The sequence below is a fragment of the Pseudomonas sp. MF08875 genome (genome assembly GCF_059862525.1).
Genome location: NZ_JCBCUW010000008.1, coordinates 142737 through 159437, shown reverse-complemented (window position 1 = coordinate 159437; position 16701 = coordinate 142737). Strand labels below are relative to the sequence as shown.

Below are 16701 nucleotides of genomic sequence, written 5' to 3'. Positions count from 1 at the left end.
CGAAATAATCAGAGGGGCTAGGGCGGTGAGGTCTTCGGGTTCAGTGGGGTCGGTGGGTTCAATGGGCGTGGTCATCACAGGCTCCTTCTCAGGCTCGATGCGCGGGTGAAGCCATCACATACCCGCAGCCTGCGGCCTGGCTACTGTCAGATCTGACAGTAGCGATGAACGGTATGGGTCCTTGCCCCACCCTGTGGAAGCGGGCTGGCCCGCGATGGTGGCCATACAGCCAGGCTGTTCCGGCCCCTTCGCCCGCTCCCCACTGTTGCACGGGGAATCTGGCTTCAGTCTTGGCCCCTTGCCGCTCACCACGCCTTCGCTAAGTGAAGCTTTCATGACAAAAGTTCGGTAGCACTTGGCCAGGCCCGTCATGGATATGTACAGCGCTTGGGGCGGCCGCGAGGTCGGTTTTCCTGTCGATGACAGGGAGCAGGGAGTGAGGCAGTGGGCACTATGGAACGCTACTCGAAAGTAGGGATGCAGGAGCTGGACCAGCGCTTATCGAAGATCGTCGAAGCCGCGCGCAAGCGCCCGGTGTCGGTCTATCGCTACGGCGCGCCATGGGTCTGGATTGTCTCGCAGGACGACTGGCAAGGCGCGCGCAAGGATGTGGCCAGCTATATCCTGCCAGGTCACTCCCTGGTGTTGCTGCGCCCGCAAATCGAGGCGCTGCTAGACGAGCACCATGAACTGCTGCGAGGGCTGGGCGCCGAGCCGGGTTTGTCGGTGGCGCCGCAGACCCTGGTGCAGATCCTGTTGCTGCAACTGCTCTATTCGGTGCCCGGTGAGCAGCAGCTGTACGAGCAGCTCAATTACAACCTGCTGTTCCGCTGGTTCGTCGGCCTGGACCTGAACCAGAAGGTGTGGGGTTTTAACGTCCTGAGCCATGACCTGGGCGCGTTGTTGAACAACCCGGACGCGGTGCAGTTGATCCACAAAATCATTGGTGAAGTGTTCTGTGGCGCCTTGCTGCACATGCCGGAGTTCTCGCTGAACTTCGCGCTGCTGCACACCTGGCTGTCGCGGCACGCCACACCATCGGCATCAAGCCATTGAGTGGGCCGCACGCTGCGCGGGCGGCACCGGTCATTTCAAATCTAGGGGGCGGTGTGGAGCAATTTTTCAAGGCAGGGCGGCCGCGCACGATGGGCAACGGCCTGGCGCTGTGGAGCTGCCTGGCGGTGGCTCTGGGCGTGCAACCGGTACTGGCCGAAGAAGACGGGCAGGGCGCAGCGCCGGCGAAGTTGGTGGATGTGAATGAGTATTTTGTGCGCGGCAACACGGTGCTTGATGCGCGGGCCATCGAGGAAGCGGTGTACCCGTTTCTCGGCCCGCAAAAGGCCCTGAGCGATATCGAAGGCGCCCGCGAGGCGTTGCAGAAGGTCTATCAGAGCCGCGGCTATCAGTCGGTGTTCGTCGAGTTGCCCGAGCAGAAGGTCGAGGACGGTGTCGTCTACTTGCAGGTCAGTGAAACCAAGGTCGGCCGGGTGCGGGTGGTGGGCGCCAAACACTACTCGCCGGTGGAGATCCGCGACCAAGTGCCAGCCCTGCAAGAAGGCCAGGTGCCGGACTTCGGCCGCGTCCAGGGTGAGTTGGCCAACCTCAACAAGAGCGCCGGGCGCCAGGTCATGCCCCTGGTACGCGAGGGCCAGCGCCCGGGCACCATGGACGTGGATTTGCAGGTCGAGGACCAGAACCCCTGGCAGGCCAGCGTCGGCCTGAACAACGACTACAGCGCCGACACCGAGAAGCTGCGCAGCGTGGTCAGCCTGGGCTACAACAACCTCTGGCAACTGGGCCACACCATTTCCCTGACCTACTTCACCGCGCCCCAGGAGCAGGACAACGCCAAGGTCTGGTCCGGCTCGTACACCGCGCCTTTGAGCGAGCGCTGGAGCCTGCAACTGGCGGGCTACCAGTCCGACAGCGACGTGGCCACCATCGGCGGCAGCAACGTGCTGGGCAAGGGCCATTCCTACGGGGTGTCGGCGATCTACAGCCTGCCGCCCAGCGGCGTGTGGGCCAACTCGTTCTCGGTGGGGGTGGACTTCAAGGACTTCGAAGAGCAGATGACGCTTGCAGGCAGCAGCGACAAGGTGCCCCTCAAATACGCGCCCTTCACGTTCGCCTACAACGGCTTTCGCTACACCGAAACCTCACAGTTGGGCCTGAGCCTGAGCCTGGTGGCCGGCACCCGCGGGCTGTTCGGCTACGGCAGTTCGGACGAGGAATTCAACTACAAGCGCTACCGCGCCAATCCCAGTTTCGCCGTGCTCAAGGGCGACGCCGATTACACCTACACCTTCGCCAACGACTGGCAGAGCGCGAGCAAGGGCTCGTTCCAACTCGCCTCCGGGCCCCTGGTTTCCAACGAGCAGATCAGCGCCGGTGGTGCGACCTCGGTGCGCGGCTACCTGGCGGCCGAGCGCACCGGCGATGACGGTTATGTGATTTCCCAGGAGCTGCGCACGCCGTCCCTGGCCAAGTACCTGGGCAAGTACGTCAACGAGTGGCGTTTCTACGCCTTTGCCGAAGGCGCCCAGTTGTCCCTGCGTGATGAGTTGCCCGACCAGGAGGCCGACTTCAGCCTGGCCAGTGTCGGCCTTGGCACCCGCGCCAGCCTGAGCAAGTGGCTGTCCGGCAGCCTGGATTGGGGCTACCCGTTGCTGGAAGGCCCGAACACCTCGAAACAGGAATCGCGCGTGCATTTCAACCTGCAAGCGACGTTCTGAGAACCCTATCAAGGAGCACTTTTGATGCAACGCCTATTTATCAGCCTGATGATCTGCCTGGGCTTCGTGCTCCCGGCGACCGCCCATGCCTGGTGGCAGGACGACTGGCAGTACCGCAAGCAGATTTCGGTGGACACCACGCCCCAGGGCGCGGCCATCAACGAAAGCCTGGGCCGTACCGCGCTGCTGGTGCGCCTGCACACCGGCAACTTCACCTTTGATGGGGTCAAGGAAGACGGCGCCGACCTGCGCTTCGTCGCCGCCGACGACAAAACCGTACTCAACCACCAGATCGAAAGCTTCGACCCGCTGATGGGCATGGCGCTGATCTGGGTCGATGTGCCCAAGGTCGAGGGCGGCCAGCGGCAGGACATCTGGATGTACTACGGCAATCAGAAAGCCGCGGCCAGTGGCAACGGCCAACTGACCTTCGACCCCAGCTACACCGCGCTCTATCACTTTGACGGCGCCAGCGACACCCCGGCCCGCGACACCACGGCCTACGGCAACACCGCCCAGAGCGCCACCGGTGCGGCCATCGATGGCGTGATTGGCCGGGCTTTGCAATTCAACGGCCAGCCGCTGCTGTTGCCGGCCAGCCCTTCGCTGCAACAGGTTGCTGGTGGCGCGTTCACCTTCAGTGCCTGGCTGCGCCAGGACCAGGCCCCCGGTGAGCAAGTGCTTTTGGCCCGCCGCGAAGGCGCCAATCGCCTGCTGGTGGGGGTGAACCAGGGCGTGCCCTTTGTCGATATCGATGGCCAGCGCAGCGCCGCCACCCAGGCCCTGAGCCCCGGCCAATGGCAGCACCTGGCCCTGAGCGCGGAAGGTGCCAAGGTCACGCTGTACCTCAATGGCCGCGAAGCCGCCAGCCTGGCGGTGGCCTTGCCGGCGTTCAACTCGGCCACGGCCATTGGCGCCGACCTGCCAGTAGTGGTGGCGGTGGAAAACCCCGACAGCACGGTGTACCAGGGTTTTGTCGGTGCCATCGATGAGTTGCGCCTGTCCAAGGTCGCGCGCCCGGCGGCGCTGCTGCTGGCCGATGCCACGTCCCAGGGCGCCGAGTCGAAACTGGTGGCCTATGGCGTGGACGAAGAACAGTCCGGTTTCGGCTTCGGCAGCCTGGGCTTCTTGCTCAACGCGGTGCCCTTGGACGCCTGGGTCATCATCGCCGTGCTGGTGCTGATGATGTTCCAGTCCTGGATCATCATGATCCGCAAGAACCGCACCGTGACCCGTGTGAGTAACGCCAACGAGGCCTTCCGCGAGCAGTTCGCCAACGTTGGCACGCGCCTGGAGCTGTTCGCCGACGACCGCGAGTTGGCTACGCGCCTGGAGCATTCTTCGCTGTGGCGCCTGTACCTGGTGGCGGTCAAGGAAATCCGCACCCGCCGCGCCCAGGGCGCCGACACGTCGTCGGTATCGGCGGCCACCATCGAAGCCATCCGCTGCTCGATGGACGGCGTGCGCACCCGGGAAAACCAGCAACTGAGCGCCAAGCTCTCGACCCTGTCCAACGCTATCGCCGGCGGCCCCTACATCGGCCTGCTCGGCACCGTGCTGGGGATCATGGTGGTGTTCCTCGGCACGGCCATGGCCGGCGACGTCAACATCAATGCCATCGCCCCGGGCATGGCGGCGGCGCTGCTGGCCACGGCCATGGGCCTGTTCGTCGCGATCCCCGCGCTGTTTGGCTACAACCGCTTGATTACCCGCAACAAGGAAGTCAGCGCCGACATGCGCGTGTTTGTCGACGAGTTCATCACGCGCCTGGCGGAGATGCACGGTGAGAGCCAGCACAGCGAAGCGGCCCATGGTCGCGGCCACCACTTCAACGCGCCCGTGTCGGCCTGAGGGAAACAGCCATGGCTTCTGTAAACGCCTCCCACGACGATGACGATGATGCGGCCGTCGACACGATCAACATCACGCCCCTGGTGGACGTGCTGATGGTGGTGCTGGTGATGTTCATCCTGACCGCTACAGCCCAGGTTTCGGGCATCCAGATCAACCTGCCCAAGGCCAGCGCCTCGGTGTCGCTGTCGGAGGCCAAGACCAAGGCCATTTCGGTCAACGACGGCGGCCAGGTGTTCCTTGACGCCTACCCGGTGACCCTGGCGGAGTTGGAGGATCGCCTGCGGATCGAGAAGGCCCAGAGCCCGGACTTCCCGGTGATCGTGCGCGGCGACGCCACGGTGCAGTACCAGAAAGTCATCGAGGTACTGGACCTGCTGCGCCGCCTGGAGCTGTCCCAGGTCGGGCTGGTTACCGGCAAACCGAGCCAGGGCTGACCATGACCGCACAATTACCTGTCAAGCCAGCACCGCTGAAAAAGTCGCCCCTGCGCCCGCTCAAGTGGGGCGCGGGCCTCTTGCTCGGCGCCGTGGCCGCGTGGTTGCTGTGGCAATGGGCCAATGACATGAGTGGGATCCGCCGCGAAGCGCCGAAGATCCCCACCATCATTCCGTTGCCGCCACCCCCACCGCCGCCCCCGGAAAAACCGCCGGAGCCGACACCGCCGGTGGAAGAAAAGGTCGTCGAACCAGAACCGACGCCCGAGCCTGAGGACGTCAAGCCCGAGGAAGAGGCGCCGCCATCCCCGGCCGACGACCTGGCCAACCCGATGCAGATCGACGGCGACGCCCAGAGCGGCAACGACGCCTTCAACATCGGTGCTGGCAAGGGCGGCGGCATGGCGGGTGGTGGCGGCGGTGGGTTGGGCAGTGGCTCTTACGGCCAGTTCCTGGCCATGAGTTTCCAGCGCCTGCTGCGCGACAACCCCGAACTGCGCAACCAGGTTTACGCGGTGCAGGCCGATGTGTGGCTCAGCGCGGTGGGGGAAGTCACCCGCGTGGAGCTGACCCGCACCAGCGGCAACCCGCAGACCGACGCCCAGCTCCTGGCCACCTTACGCGCCGCGCCGGCGTTCACCCAGCGCCCGCCGGCCACCATGAAGATGCCCATCCGCCTGTCCCTGCAAGGGCGGCGGCCGGGTTAACCCTCTTATTTTTCAAGCTTTGCCAAAAGGAGTTGTGTGCAGATGATTTCCAACCTGAATCGATTGTCCCTGGCGGTTGGCCTGGTCATTGCGACCCTGGTCGGGCCCGCGGCGGCAGCGCCTGCGCCCTCGGAAAACGCCACGATCAATCTGATCCGCCTGCTGGTGCAGCAAGGCGTGCTCAAGCAGGACCAGGCCGAAGGCTTGATCGCCCAGGCCGAAAAGGAAGCGGTGCAGGCCCGCCAGAGCGCCAGTGCGGGCACCGCCGTGGCCGCCACCGGTGCGGCGGGAGATGTGCGCGTGCAATACGTGCCGGCGATTGTGCGTGACCAGATCCGCGACCAGGTCAAGGCCGAGGTCATGGCCACTGCCAAGCAGGAAAACTGGGCCCAGCCCAATACCTTCCCGGACTGGGTCTCGCGCATCAGCTTTGACGGCGATATCCGCCTACGTGATGAGTCGCGCTACTACTCGGGCACCAACAGCAACGAAATCCTTGACTACGCCAAGCTCAACGAAAAAGGCCCCTACGACGTCAACCCCGACAGCGGCACTACATTGCCGCCGCTGCTCAACACCCGCGAAGACCGCGAGAACCTGTTCCGCCTGCGGGCGCGCCTGGGCATGAAAGCGCAGATTGCCCAGGACTGGAGCGCGGGCATCCGCATCGGCACCGGCTCGGACAACAACCCGGTGTCCACCACCCAAACCCTGGGCGGCGGCTTTGGCAAGAAGGACATCTGGCTCGACCAGGGCTACCTGACCTGGAAAGCCACCGACTACATGACCCTGACCGGCGGGCGGGTGGCCAACCCGTTCTTCTCCACCGACATGCTCTATTCCAACGACCTGAACTTCGACGGCGTAGCGGCAATTTTCAACCATGCGCTGAACAAGCAATGGGGCGTGTTCGGCACCGTCGGCGCGTTCCCGGTGGAGTACACCAACGACACCGCCTCCAGCAACGGCCAGGACAAGGAAGAAAGCGACAACAAGTGGCTGTACGGCGCGCAGATCGGCGCCAATTGGGCCATCAACGCCAGCAACCGCCTCAAGGGTGCGATGGCCTACTACCGCTTCGAGGACATCGAAGGCCAGCGTTCCAGCCCTTGCGAACCCTGGGCCGGCGACCCTGGCTGCGACACCGACGGCAGCCGCGTGGCGTTCATGCAAAAAGGCAACACCGTGTTCCAACTGCGCGACATCGTGCCCAACCCGCAGGACCCGGTGCGCACGCCGCAACCGCAGTTTGTCGGCCTGGCCTCGCAGTTCAACCTGCTGGACCTGAACCTGGTCTGGGAAACCGACCTGCCGCAAGACTTCAAGTTGCGCACCCAGGGCAACTACGTGCACAACCTGGGCTACGACGAAGGCGAGATGCGCAAGCGCTCCGAAGGCCAGATCGTCAGCAACCTGGACAGCAACGGCCAACTCAAGAGCGGCGCCGATGCCTGGATGGTGCAGTTCACCCTGGGCAACGACCTGGAACTCAAGAAGCAGGGCGACTGGAACCTCTTCGCTGGCTACAAATACATCGAGCCAGATGCCTTGCCGGACGGTTTCAACGACTCCTCCTTCCACCTGGGCGGCACCAATGCCAAGGGTTACTTCCTGGGCGGCAACTATGGCCTGGCCAAGAACGTCACGGCCACTGGCCGCTGGTTGAGCTCGGAGGCGGTGTATGGCGCGCCGTTCGATATCGATGTCTTGCAGCTTGAACTCAACACGCGCTTCTAAGGCGCCAGGAGAAACCCATGAACAGGCTCGCCACTTCTCGCTGGAGTTACCTGCTGCTGGCCGCTGGTGTATTGATTGCCAGCGGGGCCAGCGCCGAAGGCATGGAAGAGCGCTTGCGCACCCAGTTGCGCAGCACCACCGCGCAGTTGCAGGCGCTGCAAAGCGAACAGGCCCAGGCCAGCGCCGCGCGCCTGGCGGCAGAAACCCAGGCCAAGGCCGCCCAGGCGCAAATCAAGCAATTGAGCGCCGAGCTGGCCAAGGCCCGCGGCACGGCCGAAAAACTGGCCGGCCAGCAGGACGCCCTGCAAAGCCGGGCCCAGGCTCAGGCAGCAGCCAGCAGCGAACAACTGGGCAAGTTCAAGCAGGCCTATGAAGAACTGCTGGTGATGGCCCGTGCCAAGGAGGCCGAGCGGGCCAAATTGCAGGCGCAACTGACTGAACGTGACACACAAGTGCAGCAATGTTCGGCCAAGAATCAAGAAATGTACGGCGTGGCCAAAAGCATCCTGCACGCCTACGAAACCATCGACGTCGCCCAGGTGATGAACATCCGCCAGCCGTTTGCCGGCGGGGCGCGGGTCAAGTTTGAAGAAATGGCCCAGGCCTTTGGCGACGACCTCTACAAAACCCAGTTCGATGCCCCTCAGGCAGCGATTGCTCAATGAACAGTAAGGAAGCAACGACCATGACCCAAGCACAGTTGATTACCCGCGTTTCCCCCCAGAGCCTGACCGAGTTGCTGCAAGGCGCTGGCTACCGGGTCAACCAGACCGAACAGAACGCCATTGTGCAGTTGCTCAGCGCCAGTCAGGGCATCGGTTACGCCGTGCGTTTCGGCAACCCGGCCGCTGAGGCGGGTGAGTACGTGGACTTCACCTTCAGCTGCGCGCTGCGGGTGCAAGGCCAATTGCCGGCCGGCCTGGCCGAGCTGTGGAACGCCTCGCGTCGCTTTGCCCGGTTGTCGGTGCAGGGCGAATTCCTGGTGATGGAAATGGACGTGGTGGTGGCCGCAGGTGTCAGCGCCGACCACCTGCGCGCGAGCCTGGAGTTGTGGGATCGCCTGCTGCAAGAGTTCATCGTCTACCTGCGTGAATACAGCCAGAGCGCCGCCCAGCTCAGCGCCCAGGAACCTGAGCAGGTGCCAGCCGAAGAGGTGACTGCGCTGTGAGCAAAACGGCCCTGTGGGCCGGCGCGGGTGCGCTGGCCTTGCTGGTGGTGGCAGTTGCCGTGGGCCTGCGCCCAGGCAGTGAACCGGTGGCGGCGCAACCGCCAGCGCCGGTGGCCCATACGGCGGTCGGCGAGCCCGCGGTGGCGCGCCTGGGCAGCCAGCAGGTGACGCCTGAGGAACTCAAGGAACTGCTGGCCGCGTTACCTGCTGAGTCGCGCGAGCAATTGCGGGCCAACCGCCCGGCCCTCGAAGGCTGGATCCGCTCGCGCCTGGCGGAAAAAGCCGTGCTGGAGCAGGCCGACGCCCAAGGCTGGCGCCAGCGCCCGCAGGTGGAGCGCCAGACCCGCGCCGCCACCGAGCAGATCGTGTTTCGCGATTACTTGCAGTCGGTCAGCCAGGTGCCAACGGGTTACCCCAGCGAGGCCGAGTTGCAGCAGGCCTATGACGCGGGCAAAGCGGATTGGGTGACGCCGCCGCTGTACCGGGTCAGCCAGATTTTCCTGGCGCTCGCTTCGCCCCAAGAGCTCGATGCAGTGCGCAAGCAGGCCCAGGAGCTGAGCCAGAAGGCCCAGGCCATGCCCGCGCAATTCGCCAGCCTGGCGAGCCAATATTCCCAGGCCGCTGACAGCGCCCAGCGCGGCGGCGACACCGGCCTGCAACCCTTGCAGCAACTGCTACCGGAGGCTCGCAGCGCGGTGATGCGGCTCAAGGTGGGCGGGGTGTCCGAGCCGGTGCAGAGCGCGGCGGGGTTCCATGTACTCAAACTCATCGAGCAGCAACCGTCCCGTACCGCCAGCCTGGAAGAGGTGCGCGAGCGCCTGACCCAGGCCCTACGGGCCCAGCGTCAGGAACAGATCGCCAAGGCCTACCTGGAAGGCATGCTCGATAGCGCCACCCTGAGCATCGATGGAGCGGTGTTGAACCAGGTGTTGGAGCAAAAGCAGTAGCGCAGCTGTCTGTAGCCTTTACCTGCCGCAATGGAAAACCAACAAGATCGACAGGGAGTCATCGATGTCATTGACCGAGCCCACAGGACGTCAGGGGGCTGGCGAATATCCCGGCCAAACGCAGTCATCGGCCTCTTGGCTGGCGCTGGCCGCCGAGATCGAGCCACAGGTGGCCCAGTATTTTCTGGTCAGTGCCCGTTGTGGTTGTTTCATGCAGGCGGCGCGCAGTCTCAACATCAAGTCCACCGTGTTGCGCAAGCAACTGATGTTGCTGGAGGAGCATCTGCGCCGGGCGCTGTTCTGCTACCAGGGCAGCGCCTTGAGCCTGAGCCGCGAAGGCCAGCAATTACAGGCACAACTGATTGCCCTGGCCCATGAGCGCAAATTGCCGGTGATCGAGCAGCCGCTGATTCGTCTGGCGGTGGCCGAGTCGATCCTGCATGACATCCTGGGACGCGACCTGATAGCCCTGTTGCGGCGCAATGCCAGCGCGCGCCTGGAAGTGCTCTCCCTGGACAGCCCCCTGGCCCTGCAAGCTGTCAGCGCCGATGTGGTGGTATGGCTGGCCGAGCCGGAACAGCCCCTAACGGGCCCCAGCTTTGCCACCCAAGCACCGGTTTGCCTGGCCGAGCTCACTTACTTGCCCCATATTGCCAAGCGCTATTCGCGGGTGGCGGCGCGGCCCGACAGCCTCGACGACCTGGCCGACTACATGCTGGTGCAATGGCAGCAAGATGCCCAGGTCGAAAGCTTCGGGCCGTGGAATGAATTGGTGGAACAGCGCCTGGCGGGGGTGGTGCAGGTGCAGGCGTATGAGTTGATGCTGGAGATGATCCGTTGTAGCGCGTGTATCGGTCTGTTGCCGGCCTATATGAGCCATTTCGATCGAGGCTTGACCGCATTGCCCGGGCTGTTCGCCCAAGGCATGGCGCGGCAGGTGTGGATGGCGACCAATGCGCGGGTGGAACACCACGAGTCGGTGGCGTTGATCGTGGAGTTGATCCGCAACACCTTTAATGAGCGCAAAGAGTGGTTCGAGTTGTAGCAAGCGGGTTGGCTTCGGGCGCCGATCCCGCTCTGGAGTGCGTAGCGCGCCTGAAAATGTGAGTTGCTCCATCCATTTTCAGGGCGCCTGCGCAGCCCAGCGCGGGCGAGCCCGCTTACTACTTAGGGGCAGGCAGATCAGGCCGGCATGGTCCAGGGCTTGAGGGCGTAGCCTTCCTGGCTCAGCTGCTCGCGGGTCTGGGTCAGCAGGTCGGCCAGCTTGGCCGGGTCGCGGTAGGCGCTGCTCGGGATCTGCTGGTGGCCGATGTGGGTGTTGGTGCGGTCGACAACGGCCAGGTTCAGTTCACCGTTGCCGTCTTGTTGGGCCCAAGCGATGCACTGGAAAGGTTCAAATGCGTGGCCGGCGATCAAAAGTGCTTCGTTGAAACGGAGCGGGGCGTTCATGGGGTCTTCTCTCTGTATGCCCAATCAAATGATGTGCCGTCGGTTGGGCGTACCGTGCGGCTGGATACTTGTACTGATGCTTGATGTCTGGTGGCGGGTCACACATTCAGCGTAAGTTTTTTCATGTTTGTTTCGTTTGGCTGTTTATAAACACAATATTGAAAGCTAAATGAAAGCTTTTGCTTCGCAAGGTAACTTCAGACGTGGATTCTTATAACCAATACAGAGGTATTTGCTATTACCGCTATAGTCAATCGATACAAGGGCGCGTCAAGTTCTTGCTAGTGTTACAACCGGGCTAGCCAAATCACTGTTTCTACTCACAATTCTTAATTTTGGCGCCAAGGAACAGTCATGAACGAAGCGCCGGCCCTACGCCGACTACTGGTGGTCGATCCCTGCGATGACTGTCATGGCCTGCTGCCCGGTTTACGGGCGGTGGGCTGGGACGTCGACAGCTGCAACCTCGAAGCGGCCAGTGACCGCACCTGCGATGTCGGGTTATTGCGTTTGCAGTCTTTTCACCTGGAACGTCCCGAAGCGGTCAAGGAACTCATCAGCCGCAGCGGCACCGAATGGATTGCCGTGCTCAGCCCGGAAGTCTTGCGATTACAGAACGTTGGCGACTTTGTTTGCGAGTGGTTCTTCGATTTCCATACCTTACCGTTCGATGTCTCCCGTGTGCAGGTGACACTTGGTCGCGCCTTTGGCATGGCACGCTTGCGCGGCAAGGGTTCGGTGCGCATCGACGAGCCCGAACACGAGCTATTGGGCGATAGCCGGCCGATCCGCGAACTGCGCAAGCTGCTGGGAAAATTGGCGCCTACCGAGTCGCCGGTACTGATCCGTGGCGAAAGCGGCACCGGCAAGGAACTGGTGGCGCGCACCCTGCATCGCCAATCACAGCGCCACAGCAAGCCCTTTGTGGCGATCAACTGCGGGGCTATTCCCGAGCACCTGATCCAGTCCGAACTGTTCGGCCACGAAAAGGGTGCCTTTACCGGCGCTCACCAGCGCAAGGTCGGGCGCATCGAGGCCGCCCATGGCGGCACTTTGTTCCTGGATGAAATCGGCGACTTGCCCTTGGAGTTGCAAGCCAGCCTGCTGCGTTTTCTTCAAGAAAAACACATCGAACGGGTGGGCGGCAGCCAGCCGATCCCGGTGGATGTGCGGGTGCTGGCCGCGACCCACGTTGACCTGGAGGCGGCCATCGAAAGGAAGCGTTTTCGCGAAGACCTGTACTACCGCTTGAATGTCCTGCAAGTGGTCACCGCGCCCCTGCGCGAGCGCCATGGCGACCTGGGGATGCTGGCCAACCATTTTTCCCACTTCTATAGCCAGGAAACCGGGCGCCGCCCCCGCAGTTTCAGCGAGGACGCCCTGGTGGCCATGGGCAAGCACGAATGGCCGGGCAACGTGCGCGAGCTGGCCAACCGGGTCCGCCGCGGCTTGGTGCTGGCCGAAGGCCGGCAGATCGAGGCCCGCGACCTGGGCCTGCTGAGCAACCAGGCCATCGCCGCGCCCATGGGCACCCTGGAAGACTACAAGACCCGCGCCGAGCGCCAGGCCTTGTGCGATGTGTTGAACCGCCACAGCGACAACCTCAGCGTCGCCGCCCGGGTGCTGGGGGTGTCGCGGCCCACCTTTTATCGCCTGCTGCACAAACACCAGATCCGCTAAACGGGCATAAAAAGGCCCGCTGCGACGTGAATCGCGGCGGGCCTTTTGGCATGGCTTAGAAGTAGTAGGGGAATTTCAGGCTGAAGGTGAAATCCGGGGCGTCGTCGGTCAGGCCGATGGACAGGTTGGGCACAATGGTCAGGTTGTCGGTGGCGGCCACGGTCATGCCGACGTTGAAGTAGCCGGCGTTGGCATCGCTGGACACCACCGATTGCCAGTCGCCACCATCGGACTTGAGCTTGCTCTTTTTCTGGATCAGGTCGGACACCGAAAACGACATACTCATTTTCTCGTTCAACGCAAAAGCAATACCGGCGCCGATCTGGAAGCTGTCACCCAGGCGTACGCTGCCAGGGGTCTTGATGCTGGGTGAGGAGCTGATGTCGTCGAAATCCTGCTCCAGGTTGTGGGTGTACGACAGGCTGCCGAACAGCACGGCCGGGTCGAAGGTCTTGACCAGGGAAATGCCCGGGGTGATCGACCACACACCGTTACCGGTGGGCAACTCATCCGGTACGAACAGGTTGGTGTTGTTGCTTACCTGGCGCAGCTTGATGCCGAACGGCTCCTTGCCGGTGGGCGCCTTGACCCGCAGGGTGACGACCGCGTCGGGGGTGTTTACCGACTCGTCCATGAACTTGTACGCCACGCCGAAGTTGACATCGCCGATGGTCGGGTCGCGGGTGATGGATTTTTCGCTGGTCACGCCCGCTGCGCCGTTTTGCGCGCCGCCGGATTGATAAGTGGATTCGCGATAGACCACCGGCACGTTCAGGTCGAACTGCCAACGGTTGTTGAAGTTGTAGCGCCCGGTGACGTCGAAGGTCCAGTTGTCGGCCTTGATCCGGTCCAGGTTGATGTTGCCCAGGAAGATCGAATCCAGGGCCAGGAAGCCGTTGAGGATCAACTGGCGCGTGTCGTAGCGCGAATAAGTCATGCCGGTTTCGAGGCTGAAACTGCCGCCGCCAAAGAAGCCGCTGGCCTCGTCATACAGGTTGGAGACGCTCTGGGCCGGTGCCGAATCGTCCTGCAGGGACTGGCCGTAGGAGGTTGCGCCCGCGCCACCGGCCGCCCCTCCCGAGGCGGCTGCGGCACCGGTGCCCGCGACCTGGTTGCCGCGCATATCGGCGGGGGATTTGGCCAGGCGTTTGGGCGCCGGTGTCGCCGGTTGGTCTTCCACTTGGCGGACTCGTTGTTCAAGTACCGCCAACGCTTTTTGTTGAACTTCGTAGCGTTGTTTCAACGCTATAAGTTCTTGTTTCAATGCCTCTATGTCCGCATCGGGCGCCGCTTGCAATAAGGCCGAAGGAAACAGAGTGCTCAGACACACAACAGCGCGCAGCGTCGATGATCGGTACATGAATTAAGCCGTCCCTTTAAACCCAATGGTCGAGAAGCAGCGTAGTTCAATATCCCAAGTTGCGTAGGCCAACGAGTTGGCTCAAGTTGCAATCCAGTGCGCCGGCGCTAGGGCCGTTGTTATTGAGTACTACGTTGAGTTGAGTGAGGTTATTGACCAGGTTGCTACTGCCCAGTAGCCGGGTGTTTTGCAACAGGCCGCCTTGAGCTACTTGTTGCAGGGTGCTGCCCTGGTTGTTGCTGGCCTGGATGGCCATCTGGATGCCGCCGCCGTTGTTGGACACCGCGATGCTGCCGGCGCCATTGCTGGCGGTGACGGCGTTGTCGCCGGTCAGCAGCACGCCCTGGTTGGGCGCCAGGGCCGGGGCCTGGTTGGCTTCGCTGACGTCGATGCTGACGTTGTTATAGGCCGTGTTGCCATCCCCCGCAGCCCGCACGCTCTGGGTTACGCCCTGGCCGCTGCCCAGGCCCGCGCCGCCGATGATGTTGCCCGTGCCCGGGTTGCCGGGCGTACCGCCGCCCTTGCCGGGTTCATTGATGGTGGAGACGTAAAACTGCGGCTTGATGGTCGATTGCTGAACTTGCATGGACGTGGCGGCGCCAATCACGTCGCCAGTGGCGTTGCGCCATGTAGTACTCATGACAATACCGAAGCTGATGATCCGCCCCGGCATCACATAACGGCCGCGAAGTTCCGAGAGTTCCGCATCCTTGATCTCGATGGGTTTGAATCCCGAACTGGCCAGTGCGGGAAGGGGAAGTACGGCAACCAGACAAGCGGTCGCCAGCCAGTATGGAGTTTTCATGTGCTGCTGCTCCCGGAGCGTCCTGCTCCTTTATCTAAAGTGGCGTTTAGAAGAAGTCGCTTTGAATGAAACCAAAGTCCAGTAGTTCTGCATCTTTGACCGGGTTGAAACCGTCGAGCTTGTTTTTGGCCGTGACTGGCAGCGGTGGCGTGAGCAGGGCGTTGGCTTTGTCATAACCGGGGCCGATGATGGCGAACACGATGCCGTTCCAGCCTTTGACGAAATCTTCATGGGTGTAGCGTTTATGGCCCAGGACGGGGTCGCCGATGTAAACCCAGTCCTTTTCCGTGCGTTGCAGTACCACGAAGTGCTTGTAGCCGCGGATATCCACCAACACCACCACGGGAATGGAGATGTCCTGCAGCTTGTCCGCCGGTATCCGATACCCCCGCGCGCGCATGCCGATGCTTTCCACGTAGAGCTTCATGTCCAGCATGGAAAACCCTTGTGTGCGCACCAGGTCATGGTCAGCGTTGGCCAACATGCCCTCGATCACCTGGTTTTCATCGACATCCAGCCAGTAGCTCTGGCGCAGCACCGTGGCCAGTGCGGCGGCGCCGCAACTGAAATCGGTTTTTTGTTCCACCAGGTCGACGAATTTACGCTCACGCACGCTTTGTACTTGCTTGTAAACCAAGGTGCCGCCAGGAAGGGCGGCAATGGCCATGGAGGCCGCCTGGCACTGCGCCGAGGCCAACCCGGTCAGGCCCAACAGAACGGCGAGAGCGGCAATTCGCATGGTCGATACGCCTTGCTAAGAGGAATGGGAAAGCCCCGTTGCCGGGGCTTTTGGGTTTACTGACGTTAGTTGGCGCCAGCGCAACCTCCGCAAGTGGTCGAAATGGCCAGCGAGTTGACTTGTTGGTTACCCACGCCAGCGGCGTTGTTGTAGCCCACGTTGCCGGAGTTGCTGTTCACCGAACCGGTGGTGGTAGCGTTGTTGACTACAGGGTTTTTCCAGCCGTCTTTGACCAGCACTTGTTGGGTCCATACCGCGCCCAGCAAGAAGTTGCCTTGTTCTACGAGGTCAACTTTCTGGCCTTTGTTGCCACCGCTGCCGCTACCACCTTTGTCGTCGTAGTAGCCACCTTTGTCGTCTTTGATGGTGCCTTTGATGGTGCCTTTGTAGGAACCACCGGCGATGGCACCGCCACTGAGGTTGACCACTTTGTTTTCACGATCGGCTTTGTTGTTGACACCCAGGTCGGTGCTGTTTTGCGATGCGCCTGAAACCGCGTTGGCCACGCGGCCGCCGGACACAGCGATCGCCAGGTCGTTTTTCTGTTGGTTGAAGTTGCCGGCCGCATTGTTGAAGCCGATGTTGCCGGAGTTGCTGTTAACGCTGTTGTCAACTTGCGCACGGTTTTGGGTCGAGGCGTTTTTCACGTAGTTGTTGACGTTGTTCTGGCTCGCCAATGCCAGGGCGTTGGCGCTACCGAACACAAAGGCTTCGTCAGCGGTGGCGATGGCTGCGTTGTTGGCTTGTTGGTTGCCGTCGCCGGCTGCGTTGTTGCCGCCTACGTTGCCGCTGTTGCTGTTGAATGAGTTGTCAGACTTGGCATTGTTTTTGGTGGCCTGATTGTTCACATAGTTGTCTTCACTGTTCTGCGTGTCGGCGGAAATGGCGGTAGCGCCGGCGCCGATTTGCAGTTGGTCCTGCCAGGTTGGCCCTTGTGGTTTGTGCGGGTGTTTTTTGTCGCTGTCAGCCTGAGCAGCCATAGCCATCACTGCAGCCAAGGCGAAAACCAGTGGTTTCAGAGCGGTTGTAGGTTTCATGGTGTTTCTCCGTGCCTATTGAATTGGTTAAGTGTTGCGACTTGCCAAGTGC

At 62.4% G+C, this 16701-nt stretch carries 16 protein-coding genes; 11 read left to right on the top strand and 5 right to left on the bottom strand.

All coding sequences use genetic code 11. The features are described 5' to 3' along the window. Window positions 1–453 precede the first annotated feature (453 nt). From AC19YT_RS07005 to AC19YT_RS06960, 10 genes are all read left to right on the top strand, one after another. Complete coding sequence (locus tag AC19YT_RS07005) at window positions 454–1056, top strand: transposase (RefSeq protein ID WP_500610003.1); 603 nt, start codon at window positions 454–456, stop codon at window positions 1054–1056. A gap of 89 nt (window positions 1057–1145) precedes the next feature. Beyond that, on the top strand, window positions 1146–2732 hold the full coding sequence (locus tag AC19YT_RS07000; protein WP_500610002.1) for a ShlB/FhaC/HecB family hemolysin secretion/activation protein: 1587 nt from the start codon (window positions 1146–1148) through the stop codon (window positions 2730–2732). Between the two features lie 24 nt (window positions 2733–2756). Continuing rightward, a complete protein-coding gene (locus AC19YT_RS06995; RefSeq protein ID WP_500610000.1) occupies window positions 2757–4583 on the top strand; it encodes a DUF2341 domain-containing protein in 1827 nt (608 codons plus the stop codon). An 11-nt stretch (window positions 4584–4594) separates the two neighbouring features. Beyond that, window positions 4595–5020: an ExbD/TolR family protein gene (locus tag AC19YT_RS06990; RefSeq protein WP_095108195.1), complete on the top strand. Its 426-nt coding sequence runs from the start codon at window positions 4595–4597 to the stop codon at window positions 5018–5020. A 2-nt stretch (window positions 5021–5022) separates the two neighbouring features. Beyond that, window positions 5023–5727 carry an energy transducer TonB gene (locus tag AC19YT_RS06985; RefSeq protein ID WP_095108196.1) on the top strand — a complete coding sequence of 235 codons (705 nt, stop codon included), beginning with the start codon at window positions 5023–5025 and terminating at the stop codon, window positions 5725–5727. 42 nt (window positions 5728–5769) lie between these two features. Further along, window positions 5770–7464: a putative porin gene (locus AC19YT_RS06980; RefSeq protein ID WP_500609999.1), complete on the top strand. Its 1695-nt coding sequence runs from the start codon at window positions 5770–5772 to the stop codon at window positions 7462–7464. Window positions 7465–7481: 17 nt separating this feature from the next. Next, window positions 7482–8129: a DNA repair protein gene (locus tag AC19YT_RS06975; RefSeq protein WP_500609998.1), complete on the top strand. Its 648-nt coding sequence runs from the start codon at window positions 7482–7484 to the stop codon at window positions 8127–8129. A gap of 20 nt (window positions 8130–8149) precedes the next feature. After that, window positions 8150–8632, top strand: coding sequence for a YbjN domain-containing protein (locus AC19YT_RS06970; protein ID WP_095108199.1), 483 nt, complete (start codon window positions 8150–8152; stop codon window positions 8630–8632). Next, on the top strand, window positions 8629–9579 hold the full coding sequence (locus AC19YT_RS06965; RefSeq protein WP_500609997.1) for a peptidylprolyl isomerase: 951 nt from the start codon (window positions 8629–8631) through the stop codon (window positions 9577–9579). Before AC19YT_RS06970 ends, AC19YT_RS06965 begins: the two co-directional genes overlap by 4 nt. Before the next feature lie 64 nt (window positions 9580–9643). Next, window positions 9644–10624, top strand: a complete 981-nt coding sequence (locus AC19YT_RS06960; protein ID WP_500609996.1) for a LysR family transcriptional regulator — start codon at window positions 9644–9646, stop codon at window positions 10622–10624. A 137-nt stretch (window positions 10625–10761) separates the two neighbouring features. On the opposite strand, the gene AC19YT_RS06955 is transcribed toward AC19YT_RS06960, so the two are convergent. After that, complete coding sequence (locus tag AC19YT_RS06955; protein WP_095108202.1) at window positions 10762–11028, bottom strand: hypothetical protein; 267 nt, start codon at window positions 11026–11028, stop codon at window positions 10762–10764. Window positions 11029–11382: 354 nt separating this feature from the next. Between AC19YT_RS06955 and AC19YT_RS06950 the strand changes: the two genes are divergently transcribed. Continuing rightward, a complete protein-coding gene (locus AC19YT_RS06950; protein WP_095108203.1) occupies window positions 11383–12708 on the top strand; it encodes a sigma-54 dependent transcriptional regulator in 1326 nt (441 codons plus the stop codon). Between the two features lie 55 nt (window positions 12709–12763). Here the strand turns inward: AC19YT_RS06950 and fapF are convergent, their stop codons facing one another. The 4 genes from fapF to fapC all read right to left on the bottom strand — a co-directional run bounded on the left by fapF (window position 12764) and on the right by fapC (window position 16649). Further along, the gene (fapF, locus tag AC19YT_RS06945; protein ID WP_095108204.1) at window positions 12764–14068 is read right to left on the bottom strand and encodes a fibril amyloid transporter FapF; all 1305 of its coding nucleotides are present in this window, start codon (window positions 14066–14068) and stop codon (window positions 12764–12766) included. A 46-nt stretch (window positions 14069–14114) separates the two neighbouring features. After that, window positions 14115–14873 carry a fibril amyloid subunit FapE gene (gene fapE, locus AC19YT_RS06940; protein ID WP_095108205.1) on the bottom strand — a complete coding sequence of 253 codons (759 nt, stop codon included), beginning with the start codon at window positions 14871–14873 and terminating at the stop codon, window positions 14115–14117. A gap of 46 nt (window positions 14874–14919) precedes the next feature. After that, the gene (gene fapD / locus AC19YT_RS06935; RefSeq protein ID WP_095108206.1) at window positions 14920–15612 is read right to left on the bottom strand and encodes a fibril amyloid maturation endopeptidase FapD; all 693 of its coding nucleotides are present in this window, start codon (window positions 15610–15612) and stop codon (window positions 14920–14922) included. A gap of 65 nt (window positions 15613–15677) precedes the next feature. Continuing rightward, window positions 15678–16649, bottom strand: a complete 972-nt coding sequence (fapC, locus tag AC19YT_RS06930; RefSeq protein ID WP_500609995.1) for an amyloid-like fimbrin subunit FapC — start codon at window positions 16647–16649, stop codon at window positions 15678–15680. Between the last annotated feature and the right edge of the window lie 52 nt (window positions 16650–16701).

Coding starts and splice junctions, on each gene's coding strand:
- AC19YT_RS06995 (WP_500610000.1), top strand. CDS start 2,757: ATGCAACGCCTATTTATCAGCCTGATGATCTGCCTGGGCTTCGTGCTC.
- fapD (WP_095108206.1), bottom strand. CDS start 15,612: ATGCGAATTGCCGCTCTCGCCGTTCTGTTGGGCCTGACCGGGTTGGCC.
- AC19YT_RS06975 (WP_500609998.1), top strand. CDS start 7,482: ATGAACAGGCTCGCCACTTCTCGCTGGAGTTACCTGCTGCTGGCCGCT.
- fapF (WP_095108204.1), bottom strand. CDS start 14,068: ATGTACCGATCATCGACGCTGCGCGCTGTTGTGTGTCTGAGCACTCTG.
- AC19YT_RS06970 (WP_095108199.1), top strand. CDS start 8,150: ATGACCCAAGCACAGTTGATTACCCGCGTTTCCCCCCAGAGCCTGACC.
- AC19YT_RS06990 (WP_095108195.1), top strand. CDS start 4,595: ATGGCTTCTGTAAACGCCTCCCACGACGATGACGATGATGCGGCCGTC.
- fapE (WP_095108205.1), bottom strand. CDS start 14,873: ATGAAAACTCCATACTGGCTGGCGACCGCTTGTCTGGTTGCCGTACTT.
- AC19YT_RS06960 (WP_500609996.1), top strand. CDS start 9,644: ATGTCATTGACCGAGCCCACAGGACGTCAGGGGGCTGGCGAATATCCC.
- AC19YT_RS07000 (WP_500610002.1), top strand. CDS start 1,146: ATGGGCAACGGCCTGGCGCTGTGGAGCTGCCTGGCGGTGGCTCTGGGC.
- AC19YT_RS06955 (WP_095108202.1), bottom strand. CDS start 11,028: ATGAACGCCCCGCTCCGTTTCAACGAAGCACTTTTGATCGCCGGCCAC.
- AC19YT_RS06980 (WP_500609999.1), top strand. CDS start 5,770: ATGATTTCCAACCTGAATCGATTGTCCCTGGCGGTTGGCCTGGTCATT.
- AC19YT_RS06950 (WP_095108203.1), top strand. CDS start 11,383: ATGAACGAAGCGCCGGCCCTACGCCGACTACTGGTGGTCGATCCCTGC.
- AC19YT_RS06985 (WP_095108196.1), top strand. CDS start 5,023: ATGACCGCACAATTACCTGTCAAGCCAGCACCGCTGAAAAAGTCGCCC.
- fapC (WP_500609995.1), bottom strand. CDS start 16,649: ATGAAACCTACAACCGCTCTGAAACCACTGGTTTTCGCCTTGGCTGCA.
- AC19YT_RS07005 (WP_500610003.1), top strand. CDS start 454: ATGGAACGCTACTCGAAAGTAGGGATGCAGGAGCTGGACCAGCGCTTA.